The 13,343-nt window shown below is 62.4% G+C and carries 6 protein-coding genes; 2 read left to right on the forward strand and 4 right to left on the reverse strand.

Annotation, left to right across the window (positions count from 1 at the left end; genetic code table 11):
- Positions 1-145: 145 nt before the first annotated feature.
- On the forward strand, positions 146-1,486 hold the full coding sequence (gene ssnA / locus H8S57_RS04160; protein WP_186906824.1) for a putative aminohydrolase SsnA: 1,341 nt from the start codon (positions 146-148) through the stop codon (positions 1,484-1,486).
- A 291-nt stretch (positions 1,487-1,777) separates the two neighbouring features.
- Entirely contained in the window at positions 1,778-4,777 is a 3,000-nt protein-coding gene (gene ygfK, locus H8S57_RS04165) for a putative selenate reductase subunit YgfK (RefSeq protein ID WP_186906825.1), read from the forward strand.
- Positions 4,778-5,264: 487 nt separating this feature from the next.
- On the opposite strand, the gene H8S57_RS04170 is transcribed toward ygfK, so the two are convergent.
- Genes H8S57_RS04170 through H8S57_RS04185 form a run of 4 tightly spaced genes read right to left on the reverse strand, consistent with a single transcriptional unit; the run spans position 5,265 to position 13,343 of the window.
- Positions 5,265-7,436, reverse strand: a complete 2,172-nt coding sequence (locus H8S57_RS04170; RefSeq protein ID WP_186906826.1) for a discoidin domain-containing protein — start codon at positions 7,434-7,436, stop codon at positions 5,265-5,267.
- A gap of 30 nt (positions 7,437-7,466) precedes the next feature.
- A complete protein-coding gene (locus tag H8S57_RS04175; protein WP_186906827.1) occupies positions 7,467-10,499 on the reverse strand; it encodes a hypothetical protein in 3,033 nt (1,010 codons plus the stop codon).
- A gap of 1 nt (position 10,500) precedes the next feature.
- Positions 10,501-11,844, reverse strand: a complete 1,344-nt coding sequence (locus H8S57_RS04180) for a glycoside hydrolase family 30 protein (RefSeq protein ID WP_186906828.1) — start codon at positions 11,842-11,844, stop codon at positions 10,501-10,503.
- Positions 11,841-13,343, reverse strand: a complete 1,503-nt coding sequence (locus tag H8S57_RS04185; RefSeq protein ID WP_186906829.1) for a glycoside hydrolase family 5 protein — start codon at positions 13,341-13,343, stop codon at positions 11,841-11,843. Before H8S57_RS04185 ends, H8S57_RS04180 begins: the two co-directional genes overlap by 4 nt.

A 13,343-nucleotide genomic window follows, 5' to 3' on the forward strand; every position in this document is an offset into this window, starting at 1 on the left:
AGTTGGTATAATCTTGCCACGAAGACTCGTCTCCTTTCGAGAGTACATGTGTTTTGTGGTGAAACCATTGTACCAGAAGGGCTGACGGGTCTTCAACTTTCATTTAACTTTACAGTCCGAAAATCAACTGAAGGAGGAATGGCATATGCTGCTGGTCGGCAACGGCAGACTTATCACCCGGAGCGAGGCGCTCCCCTATCTGGAGGACGGCGCGGTCGTCCTGGACGGCGGGATGGTCGTGGAGGCGGGTCCTCTGGCCCAGATGCGCGCCAAATACCCCCAGGCAGAGTTCGTGGACGCCAGGGGCGGCGTCATCATGCCCGGGCTGATCAACGTACATACCCACATCTACAGCGGCCTGGCCCGGGGGCTGGCCATCGACGGGTTCCGCCCCACCAACTTCTTTGAGGTGCTGGACGGCCAGTGGTGGAACATCGACCGCCACCTGACGCTGGACGGCACCCGCGCCTGCGCCTACGCCACGGTGCTGGACTGCATCCGGGACGGCGTGACCACCATTTTTGACCATCACGCCTCCTTCGGCGAGATCCCCGGCTCTCTCTTCGCCATCAAGGACGTGTGCCATGAGGTGGGCATCCGGGCCAATCTGTGCTATGAGGTATCCGAGCGGGACGGCGCGGAGAAGTGCGCTCAGGCCATCCGGGAAAACGCAGAGTTTGCCCGGTGGGCCCGGGACGAGGACGACGACATGATCCGGGCCATGTTCGGCGGCCACGCCCTGTTTACCATCTCGGACAAGACCTTCGAGGAAATGGTCCGGGCCAACGACGGTATGACCGGCTTCCACATCCACGTGGCCGAGGGTATGAACGACGTGTACGACTCCCTGCGCAATTACGGCTGCCGGCCCGTCAACCGTCTACTCTACAACGGCATTCTGGGGGAGAAGACCATGCTGGGCCACTGCATCCACATCTCTCCCGCCGAGATGGACATTCTCAGGGAGACGGGCACCATGGTCTGCCACAATCCGGAGTCCAATATGGGCAACGCGGTCGGCTGCTCTCCGGTGCTCCAGCTCTATGCCCGCGGCATTCTCCTGGGCCTGGGGACGGACGCTTACACCCACGACATGCTGGAGAGCCTGAAGGTGCTGCTGCCCATGCAGCGCCATAACGCCTGCGACCCCAACGTGGGCTGGTGCGAGGCCATGGGCATGCTCTTCCGCAACAACCCCGCCATCTGCGCGCGTTACTTCCAAAAGCCGCTGGGCGTGCTGGAGCCCGGCGCGGCGGCTGACGTGATCGTCATGGATTACAAGCCCTTTACCCCCTTCTCCGCGGAAAACATCGACGGGCACATGCTGTTCGGCATGATGGGAAAGAACTGCCGTACCACCATTATCAACGGTAAGCTTGTCTACCGGGACCGGGAGTTCGTGGGGATCGACGAGGACAGGATCAATGCCTGGTGTCTGGAGCAGTCCAAAAAACTATGGGGCCGGCTCAATCACCGCGCCTATTGAACCGCAGGTTGATCCTGTCCTCATACAAGCGGTTTGCCGCAGGCAAACCCTTGATGCCGGGGCAATTCACTTGCCCCGCGCAGATTTGAAACCGCCGGGGCCCCCGCCCGGCGCAGCCGGACGGGGCGCAGGATCAATGCCTGGTGTCTGGAGCAGTCCAAAAAACTATGGGGCCGGCTCAATCACCGCGCCTATTGACGCACAGAGCAGCCCGGATCGCCGCGTCCATCCGGGGACCGGCGGCCGGTATTCCTTGCAGAAGGTATCTATTGTATGTAGGAGGTCTCCGTCATGAGCGATATCATGCGTCCCATTCCCTTTTCCCAGCTGATGGACTGGGCCTTATCCGAATATCATACCTATGGCAGTATTTTCGGGGTGGCCAAGCTGCCCCGCCACGAAGACGGCGGCGCTCTGCCGATCTTCGACGAAAAAATCGAAGCCCCCTTCGGCCCCGCCGCCGGCCCCAACACCCAGCTGGCCCAGAACATCATCGCCGCTTACGCGGCGGGCTGCCGGTTCTTTGAGCTGAAGACCGTCCAGGTCATGGACGGCGAGGAGCTGGCCAGGTGCGTCAGCAAGCCCTGCATCACCGCCGCCGACGAGTGCTACAACTGCGAGTGGTCCACCGAGCTCTATGTGCCCCAGGCCTACGAAGAATATGTAAAGGCCTGGTTTGCCTGCAAGCTGCTGGCAAAGGAGCTGGGCCTGGGCGATCCGGACGCCTTTGTATTCAATATGAGCGTGGGCTATGACCTGGCGGGCATTCGGAGCGAGAAGATCGACCGGTACATCGAAGGCATGAAGGACGCCTCCGCCTCTCCCATCTGGCAGGAGTGCGTGACCTGGACCCTGGCGCATCTGGAGCGGTTCCAAACCGTGGACGCGGAGTATGTAAGGGCCATTTCCCCGCAGGTCAGCCGCTCCATTACCGAGTCCACCCTCCACGGCTGCCCTCCCGACGAGATCGAGCGCATCGCCACCTATCTCATCACGGAAAAGCACCTGAACACCTACGTCAAGTGCAACCCCACCCTGCTGGGCTATGACTTTGCCCGCAGGACTCTGGACCGCCTTGGCTACGATTACATCCAGTTCGACGATCATCACTTTAAGGAGGACCTCCAAATGGAGGACGCCGTCCCGATGTTCCACCGGCTGATGAAGCTCACCGGCGAGCGGGATCTGGAATTCGGCGTGAAGCTGACCAACACCTTCCCGGTAGACGTAGCCGCCGGGGAGCTGCCCAGCGCGGAGATGTACATGTCGGGACGCCCCCTGTTCCCCTTGACGCTCTCCCTGGCCAGCCAGCTCACCCACGCATTCAAAGGCCGGCTGCGCATCTCCTACTCCGGCGGCGCGGACATCTTCTCCGCAGAGGGCCTGTTCGGCGCGGGGATCTGGCCCATCACCATGGCCACCACCGTCCTCAAGCCCGGCGGCTATGAGCGTTTTGCCCAGATCGGCCAGGCGCTGATGGGCAAGGGCGCCCCCTGGAGCGGAGTCGACGCGGCCGCGGTGGACGCCCTGCTGGACGCCGCCCTGGCGGGGGAGCGCTACCGCAAGCCCATGAAGCCCATCCCATCCAAAAAGCTGGAGCAAAAGGTCCCTCTGCTGGACTGCTTCACCGCCCCCTGCCGCTCTGGCTGCCCCATTGAGCAGGACATCCCCGCCTATCTGCGTCTGGTGGGCGAGGGCCGGTACGAGGAGGCCCTGCGGGTCATTACCCAGCGCAACCCGCTGCCCTTTATTACCGGCACCATCTGCTCCCACCGCTGCCAGGACAAATGCATGCGGGGCAGCTACGAGGAATCGGTCTACATCCGCGCCAAGAAGCTGGAGGCCGCCCAGGGCGGATTTGCCGCCCTGCTGTCCGACCGGAAGCCCGCCGCGCCTGTGCCCGGCAAGAAGGTGGCCGTGGTGGGCGGCGGCCCGGCCGGCCTGTCCGCGGCCTACTTCCTGGCCCGCTCCGGGGTGGACGTGACCGTCTTTGAGCGCCGGGACGCCCTGGGCGGCATCGTTCGTCATGTGATTCCGGAATTCCGCATCGGCCACGACGCCATCGACAACGACGTTGCCCTCTGCAAAGCCATGGGCGTCCAGTTCCGGCTGGGCACGACTGTCACGGACGTGGGCGCTCTGCTGGCATCGGGCTATACCGACGTGATCCTGGCCACCGGCGCCTGGCAGAAGGGCAGCGCCGGGCTGGAGTACGGCCAGGCGCTCAATGTCATCGACTTTCTGGAGCAGGCCAAATCCGCGCCCGCCGGTCTGACTCTGGGCGAAAACGTGGCGGTCATCGGCGGCGGGAACACCGCCATGGACGCCGCCCGCGCCGCCAGGCGCATCCCCGGGGTGAAGAACGTGCGTCTGGTGTACCGCCGTACCCGCCGCTATATGCCCGCCGATCAGGAGGAGCTGGAACTGGCCCTGGCCGACGGCGTGGAGTTCCGGGAACTGCTCGCTCCCGTGGGCGTAAAGGACGGCCTGCTTCGGTGCAGGGTCATGCGGCTGGGCGATCCAGACGCCTCCGGCCGCCGCAGCCCGGCGGACACCGGGGAGACGGTGGACCTGCCCGCCGATACCGTCATCACCGCGGTGGGCGAGAAGGTAGACACCGCCTTCTACCGCTCCAACGCTCTGGCCGTAGACGAACGGGGCCGGGCCGTGGTAGACCCGCAGACGCTGGAGAGCAGCGTGAAACACGTCTACGTAGCAGGCGACGGACAGAACGGGCCGGGCACTGTGGTGGAGGCCATCGCGGACGCCGCGCGCGCTGCAGGGGCCATTGCCGCAGTGGAGACCGAGACCTATGCCTCCGAAAACCGGAAAGCGGAGCGCTATCAGGCCCTGCTGGAAAAACACGGCAGCCTCTGCACCGACTGCGAACGCTGCGCCGACAGCCGCTGCCTGGGCTGCGCCACCGTGTGCGAGACCTGCGCCAGCGTCTGCCCCAACCGTGCCAACGTGGCGGTCTGGGTGCCCGGCATGACCATGCGCCAGATCCTCCACGTGGACGGCATGTGCAACGAGTGCGGCAACTGCGCCACCTTCTGCCCCTACGACAGCCGTCCTTACCGGGAGAAGCTCACCCTGTTCTGGAGCGAGGAGGACTTTGACCACAGCGAAAACGACGGGTTCCTCCGCCTGGCGGATGGAACGACCCGGGTCCGGCTGGCCGGCCAGGTGGGCGCGTATGAGGTATCCGACCCCGGCTGCGGCCTGTATGAGGACCTGCGCCGCACCATCTGCGCCGTATACGACCAGTATGCCTATCTGCTCAGGGAATAACCGCCGCCTGAAACAGGGGCCCGGAGCATATGCTCCGGGCCCCTTAACGTACACATGAATTTCTTGCCGTCGTCTGTTTCCGTTTGGGCCAAAGGCCCGTCCCAGGGCCCTTTCGACCCAAACGGGCGTACCAAGCCAGGGGAACCCCCGCTGAAAACATTGTACCCATGGGAACGCTTCTGCTCCGCCATGCTCGAAGTGGCGCGAAAAATTCGGTGAAAGTTGACCTTGAGGCAAAATATGGTGCAATAAAATAAAAATTTTTGGGGGGCACATGGTATGAGCAACGACGCGGTTCAACACTTTGAGGATCAGCCGATACGTTCCGCATGTAACCCGGAAAAGGAGGAGTGGTGCCGACATACAGCCGCTAAGATAAAAGCCGAAGAATATAGCAAGGCCCGGCGTTTTGCAAACGCCGGGCCTTTTATCAGTTAGAGCCGAGCCGCTCAGAAAGGCATCTCTTCTATTCCGTGGCTGAAGGCATTCAACCATGTACATTTCTCCATAGTATATTAAGTTCGCAGATAGACCACCAGTTGTCGATAGGATTTGGGCCTGTTAAACTGATCTTTACATATCTCGATGTTTGCGGCGTGCTTGGCAGCAAAACCATTTTAGGCCCGAAGCCTATGTGAATATTGTTCAGCTCTACCTCGGTAAATACCGCTCCATCCTGTGATATCTCGACCTTGTATGACCCCGGATAATCATTTGCATCGTGCTCCAGCACTATTTTGTCGAAGTTTTCGGTTTGACCAAAATCGACGAGCACATAATGTCCTGCGGTCTGGGCCTCGCCTGTTGTCCAACGAGTTGAGAGGCTGCCGTCTATCATGTTCGATACGGGGTCATATGGCCACTGCGGATTGCCGTTTGCGCTCACGACCCACGAACTTCTGTCCAGAGCTACATATGGATGGTTTGTACTTCCGTCAGCCCTGGCGGAGACTATGTTTATGTGCGGCTCGTTTGCCTGGTAATGGGAGGCGGTCCCGGTCGCGGCCCAAATCGCCTCTATCTCATTCGCGCTGTCGTGCATGAGGTCCGGGTCTTCGCCATCCCAGGTGTTATAGTACCCCCAATTACCGCCGCCGCTTTCGTATATCGTTCCCCTGACTTTATAGTTCCAGTTTGTCCAGGAGATGCTGTTTTCGTTGAGGTCGGACAGAAAATCGTCCCACACGTCCGAAAAGTAGTAAAGGCAGAACTCGCCGACGATGAGGGGCACGTTCCACTGGTCCTGTATCTGCGACATCGTGGACACAGTGTTGTTTGCCAGCGACTTCTGGGCGTCCCAGGACAGGTAATTCGGCATGTCGTACGGATGCTTATCGAACATATAGTTTGTCCAGGTCTGGCGCTCGGGCCGGTTTGCTGCCACGCTCCAGTCCATGAACTCCTCAAATATGACTATATGGTTGTTGTCAATGGCGCGCACCGTGTCGTAGATTTCGTCATAAAAGCCGTATTTAAGGTTCTCATACGCAGGGTTCGTGTCGAAGTTCAGCACGGGCTCATTCAGGAGTCCGTAGGCGGCTACCGTCGGATTGTCCTTATATCGAGTGGCCAGGGCGCTCCATATGTTGAGTACTACGCTCTGATTCCATTCTACTGTATCGGGATCTCCGGCATACAGCTCGGTCGGAATTGTGCTGGCCTGTCCGCAGCTTGCCCAGCAATTCACGCCCCCGGGCGCGCCGTGAAAGTCGATAAGTACATATATACCGTTTTCATCGCAGACCTCTAGCAGCCAGTCGAGCCTGGCAAAGCCGCTGTCCGCATCCGTTCTGAGTGTTCCGTCCTTCAGGGCAAAGTCCATCCAGTAAACGGGGACACGAACAAAATTCATATTCATGTTTGCAATGTTTATAATATCGGCCTCTGTGATGTAGTTTTCCTGGAAGGTCGCTATCATCTCATTGGTCCTGCTCTCACCGAATCGGCGTATGAGATGATTCCTGACATTGTATTCGTCGGTCATACAGAGGCTTATGTTTGCCACGGTCCAGTACTGTCCGTCCTCCGAAGCCCTTCCCGGCCGGATTGCGATATATTTTGCCGATTGTTCACCGGTGAGTACAGTTATAATGCCCTCCGACGCCTTGCTCTCATCTACGGTTATCGAGGCCGGAGAAAACCAGTCGGTCCAGTTGTTGCTCATCCACACGACCGCGCCCCTGAGATAGTCTCCGGTATGATTGGGGCCCGTTTCTACAACTATTCTGTCGAAGTACCTGGTCTTGTCGAATTCTATCAGCAGCTCCGCGCTGTCCGCGGCCTGTGCGGAGGTGGATTGCCAGTATGTGTTCATGTTGTTTGTGGTCAACCCGTTTTCTGTCACGGTGTCGCTAGCATACGCTGCAATATTGTTTCCATTGGTGTCCGACGCGGTGATGTTTACTATGAAATTGTGGTCAATTTCACCCGAACCGAGGGGCGTCATCCAGCCCTCCTGCATCAGCCAGCCGCCGAGGTTGGTGCCGCGCAGGGTTATCCGCTCATTCTCCTCGTTATAGATGTACTTTCCGCTTGTGTGCAGCATTGACAGCGTGGGCGTATATTCCGCTATGGCCTCTGTTGAGCCCGTCAATACGAAGCTGAAAAGGCACAACGCTGTCACAAGGGTCATCGCTACGATTCGCTTTGCGTTTTTCATTGCTTCTCCTTTCACACACTCGGTTTTCGGCTATTCAAATAGGACGGTCAGCTCTTCGAGCTTTTTCTCACGGAGCCGGGACGCGAGGGCGGACGGCAGGAGGGGGCGGGAGAACTCATGGCTGCCGCAGACAAGCCGTCCGGGCCTTGCGCCGTCCGGGCCATAGGTGTGCCTTCCTGACGGGTTGACGTATGAAAACCGGCAGCCGAGATAGCGGAAGCTGAGGGTTCCGTCCTCCCTGAACAGCCAGCCCGGCAGCACGGGCTCCACGGCGAAAGCGAGCTGTCCGCCTTCCATGTAAAACAACTTGTCGCCCAGGAACATGCGCAGGCACAGAGTGATGACCTCGGCCGCCGCTCCGCTCAGCCGGCCGACGAAGCCCCTGCCGGCCAGCTCCGCGTCCGGGTTTGCCGACGACACGATGTACGACGAGTTTTCAAGCGTGCTGCGCCCGTATCGGGCCGGGTCAAAAAACGGCGGAAGCACGGTCCTCATACGCTCGAACAGCTCGGAGTACAGACCGGCGTCCAGCATCGACAGCAGATATTTGAACTCGGCGTGGGGGAAGATGCTCTCCCGCTCAAAGACGCCCGGCGTAAAGGCCGTTATGCGCCCCAACTCCGGGCTTTCTCCGTGCAGCGGCGCGCAGAGACGGTACATTTTGAGTTCGCGTTCATAGAGCGGGCTTTCCTCGACCAGGTGATGTATTCTCGGAGCCTCGTCCGGGAAAACGCGCATGAGCTTCGCCTGACCCTCCAGGAACAGCGGCAGCGGACGGCTTTCCACCGCCGCGACGGTATCCTCGGACGGCAGAGCGCCCTCGACGGCAGGCTCGTTTATAAAATAGGTGTCGAGCAGGCCGGAGCTGTTTTTTGCCCGCCGCAGGCCGTTTTGAACGAGCTCTTCAAGCCCGCGGACAATGTTCAGGAGCTCCTCGCGCGTCACATTCTCGCTCCCGCCGCCGAGCTCCCCGGAGTATACCCTGGCCCGCCACTTCTCCCGCAGCTTCAGCGACGCGAGCCAGAACTCCAGGGACGGCGCGCGGCAAAAGTCAAACCTGTGCAGCAGGCCGTTCAATCTGCGGGCAAAGCCGATGAACTCGGACGGGAACTCCACCTCCGGCAGGTCACACCAGCCCCGCAGCCTTCGCAGGAGAAGAAGCAGGTCCGCACATTCGGACGAGCTGCTTCCAAACAGCCCCGGCAGGCCGTTGAGCGCGTCATTCCAGCCGGGCTTGCCCGCCTCCATCTCCATACCGGTCTGCCTGGGGTCAAGGGTGGCGCATTTGAGGACGGCGAGGAAAAACAGCTTGGCGTAAACGCTCGTCTCCGGCGCACCGGAGGCAGGGAGGGCCGCTTCCCTGACCGCCTCATACTGGCGCAGGCCCCGGTCGGAGGCTGTGAGCCGCTCGCGCAAGGGACGGAGCCTCGCCCCCGCCTCCGGCCAACCGACTCGGGAGAAAAACAGCAGTCTGTCCCGCGACTCCGGGTACATTTTCAGGTAGTTGTCCACAAGTTCCGGCACATAGGTCCAGTGGTCTATCCAATAGCCGTCGCCGAACTCATAGTGCGCCCGGTATTCGCACAGGGGGCAGAGCCTGGCGGTCAGCTCGTCCGCGTCCGCATATCCGGCGGAGCGCAGCTCGCTCCACAGCTCTCCGGCGCTCAGGCCCGCGGAGAGCTTTTCTATTATCGCCTCCCCGCCGCGGAGCAGCTCCGCCGCCGCGCCCCGGCCTTCGGGCCCGAGGACGAGCCGCGAGGGATGTATCTCAAGCGGGTTGTATCCGTCCGGCTGGATGAGGCCGAGAAATTCCAGAACTTCGCTCTCGCCCGCTTCGGGGAACAGCAGCACGTCGCTGCGGCGGTTCTGGCATACGTCGCGGAAATTGCCGTCGCCCTGCGAATAGTGCGAGGCCTGAAGCCGGAAGTAGTTGTAGTCGCGCTCCAAATCGCCGTGCCTGCGGCCGTACAGGTGCAGCAGCCTGCCTCCCAGCGTAACGGGCCAGCCGCCGCGCAGGGCGTTATCCAGCAGGCACTGGCGCACATAGGCGTCGAACAGAGGCTCTGCTGTCTCGAGCTCGAGGGCCGAGGCCGGCTCCAAGACCACCTGCTCCGAGAGCGCGTGTTTGCCGTCGCACCAGGCCTTGTCCGTAAATTTATGTGTGTAGAGCGCTGCCTGCTCCGCGCTGTCCGCGCTCCCGGCAAAGGCGTCTATCACCGCCTCCCCGCCTGGCGCGAGGGAAAACTCGCCCAGAGCCATGGCGCATGGGATGCCGTCGCGGGCGTCCGAGGGCGCTCCGCCCATGTCGAAGCCGGCCTCGTAGAAGCGCGCGGGCCTGCCCAGCGCCGTGTCGGGGCCGAACAGTCGCACGGGGTCGCAGACGAGCTTCATGGCCCGGCCCCCGCTTGAGGCAAAGTAGAAGTTCTTCCGGCGCACGCTCCCCACCCTGGCCGTGTTCTCCGTCGTCGTGCGCGAGGAGAAGAGGGCGGCGCCGCTCCCGTCGAGCCGGGCGTCAAAATAGCTCTTGAGCAGGTTTGCCATCTCGCGGAACTCGCGGTTGCGTATGCCCGCCGGTATCACCCGCGCCATGCCGTCGGCAAGCCTGAACGTTATGCTGCCGCCGCCGGTGTTCCGTACCGTCACCCGGCGCATGAGCGCGCCCATGTCCTCGCCGGGCAGGATGCGGTATTCGACGCGGACTTCGATGTCGCTCGGCTCGTGCAGGGCCCTGAGCTCCAGCGCCGCGCGGCTGACGCGCAGCTCCTGCTTTTGGGCCGGGTCGTCGGGCGCAAAGGGCTCGAAGCAGCGTCCCCCGCAGCTTATGAAGGTGCGGAAGCCCTTCCTCGCCGTGTCCTCATACGCCGTCACGGCCGGGACGTATTCCATCATCGCGCCGTCGCGCTCCCCCGCGCCGAAGGACGCCACGCCCTGGCCGCGGCTCACATAAAAGCACCACAGCGGAACCCCGCGGAGCCCGGCGACGCCGGGCAGCAGCCCGGAAAAGGGTGGCTCCCGGTTGTAATCCCGGAGCACAAAGACGTCGCCGTCAAAGCAGCAGTCCACGTCAGGCCTCCTCTCCGCCTATGAGCAGGGTGCTTATGCTGTGCTCCGGAAAGACGGCCTCGGCCAGCTTTCCGTGCAGGCGGACGAAGCCCCTTTTCTCCTCATCCGAGGTGTTCAGCGCCACGGCGGCTATGGAGCCGTCGGGATTGAACGCGGCGCAGAAGCCCAGGTCATTGTCATAACAGGTGGTGCCGATGCGCACCGCCCCGGGACGGATGTAGCGGGAGAAGTGCCGGATATAGCTGTAACTGAGATTGTACTTGAGCTCGCCTGCGACGATGTCCGCCATTATCGGCGCGTCGCAGTAGTTGCCCTTGTGATTCGGGCCGCCGCTCATGTCCAGCAGCACATTCCAGTCGAAAAAGGCGTTCAGGCCGGCGTTGAAGCTGTGCAGGATCTCCCGCGCATAGCGCTCCGCGTTCGCGGTCTGCGCGCCGTGCGAGCCCTTTGAATACTCTATGCAGCCTTCCGTGAACATGAGCAGCTTGTCCGGGTACTTCCGGCGCACGAGCCTGAGCGCGTCGAAGTGGTCCCCGCCGTACCAGTGGAAGCCCGCCGCGCCAGCGCAGGCGTTTGCCTCGGGGTCGGAGCAGATGGCGTCCACGCGGTCGAAGAGGCGCTCCTTGTTGTGGTCCCATATCGTGAGCACGACGTTCCCGAGTCCCTGCCTTCGCAGCTCCGGGGCGAGGAAGCCGAGCAGGAAGTCCCGTTCCTCCTCCGGCGTGTATCGGCAGGATTCCCAGCTCTGGACGGCGTTCGGCTCATTCTGCACAGACATGGCGAAGACGCCGTATCCGCGCCGTCTGTACTCCAGCGCGTACCTGCACATATACCTGGCCCAGCGTCCGCAGTATTCGGGGCGCAGCTTTCCGCCGCCGGTGCGCTCCGCGCTGTCCTTCATATACGCCGGGGGCGACCAGGGCGAGAGCATCAGCTTGAGCCCCGGACAGGCCCGGACTATGTCGTCCAGCATGGGGAAGATGTACTTGCCCGGGCGCTCAAGCGAAAAGCGCTCAAGCGCCGCGTCATCCTCCAGCGCGTCCGCGCAGTAGGGCTCCGTCGAAAAGTCGCAGCTGTCGATATGGCTCCTGGCCAGCGTATAGCCCAGCCCCTCCTCCCCGTAGCAGGCCCCGACGACTTCGGCCCGGAGCTCGGGGGCCAGAGTGGAGTACACATACGCCGCGGAGTCGGTGACGGCTCCGCCGAAGCCGAGGAAGGTCTGAAAGCGTTCCTCCGGATACAGGTTGAGGATGAGTTCCTCCCGGTTCGCGGCGTCCGGATGAAAAGAGGTGCGGCAAACCGCGGCGCGGCCCGCCGCCCCGCCGGATGTGGTCATTATTTTCATAGCTCAAATACCTCTATATAATCCAAAAGCGCCTCGCCCGACACACAGGTCAGGGTGAGCTTTCCGTCCAGTTCGACAAAGGCCCCGCCGCCTTCGCGCTCCAAGCTCACGAGTCCGGAGCCGCCGTCTGCCCACAGCCCGCCGGGAGCTGAGGCCGACACCCGCACCCGGATCCTGCCGGAGCAGGCGACACGGTAGGTCACGCTGTCTCCCTCCCGCAGCTTCACGAGCATGCGCTCGCTCTCGGGCTGAGGCTCCCCGCCGTAGCGGCGGAAATCCGGCGCGCCCGTGTGTCCGTCGGCAAAAATTATCGTGACGGGCGAGGTGGGGCGGAAGTCCGCCCCGGCGCCCCGGGGCCCGGATACCCGACACCCGTCGAAGGCTTCGGCGGGTATGCGTACCGGCGGGCGCCGGCAGAGCGCCGAGAGGACGTCCCGGCGTATCTCTGCGCGGCCTATGCAGGCGAGGAAGTCGTTGAAAATCTCCTGCGGCCTCGCGGGAGGCTCGCCTCCGTCCAGAAAATCCAGCAGCTCGCCCCAGCGCTCGGGCTCGGGGAACACGGAGACGGAGTTCGGCGTCGCCATTTTCTTGTAGGACCAGAAGCTCCAGCTTATGCCGAGCCTGTCCAGCAGCGGGAACATGGCGGCGTACCAGTCCAGGTTGTTCTCGCCCGACTCGCCGCAATAGAGCGGCAGCTCCAGCCGCCGGGCCGTACCGAGAAAACCGCCGAGGCTCTCCTCGTCGGGCGTGCTCCAGTACTTGTGGAACTGGAGCACGAGGTTTTCCGGCAGGTCCTCTCTCTCCAGCGCGTCGAACACGGAGAAGTCGGTCGCCCAGTGTGCGCCCTCCCAGATGACGATGCGCTCCGGGTCGGCGCGCCTTACGGCCTCCGTGATCCGCAGGTAAAGGGGGACAAGCCGGCCGTTATGCTCCGCGTCCTTCCTTATGAGCGGCTCGTTGAGCAGGTCGAAGCCCGCCACGGCCGCTTCGCCGCGGTACCTGGCCGCGAGCAGCGCCCAGAGTGCGCACAGCTCGTCCCGGTGTTCCGGGCGCATGAAGAGCTCTGGCAAATCCCGCTCACTGTCGTCAATATTCTGCCCCGTCTGCCCGCCGGGCGCGGCATGCATGTCGAGTATCGCGTACACCCCGTGTTTCCCGCACCAGCGGACGCAGTCGTCTATGCACCGGAGGTACCCCGGCTCCCTCAGGTGCCGGGCGTTGAACGGCAGCCTCACCGAGTTGAAACCGTTTTGGGCCGCTAGACGGATATCGGCCTCGGTTATGTAGGAGCCGTAGTACCGCTCCCAGAACGAGGCCGCGTATTCCGCGCCGCAGAGTTTTTCAATAAGGGCCTCTATGCGGCGGGGGCGGTCGCACTTCGTGTAGAACCTCCACATGTAGCCCTCGGGCAGCAGCCAGCCGCCCAGGCCGAAGCCGCGCAGCAGCACGGGGACGCCGCCCGCCGTCAGGCGGCCTTTTTCAACGTACAGCCTTTCCAT

Source organism: Lawsonibacter hominis (genome assembly GCF_014287895.1).
Lineage (GTDB): Bacteria > Bacillota > Clostridia > Oscillospirales > Oscillospiraceae > Lawsonibacter_A > Lawsonibacter_A hominis.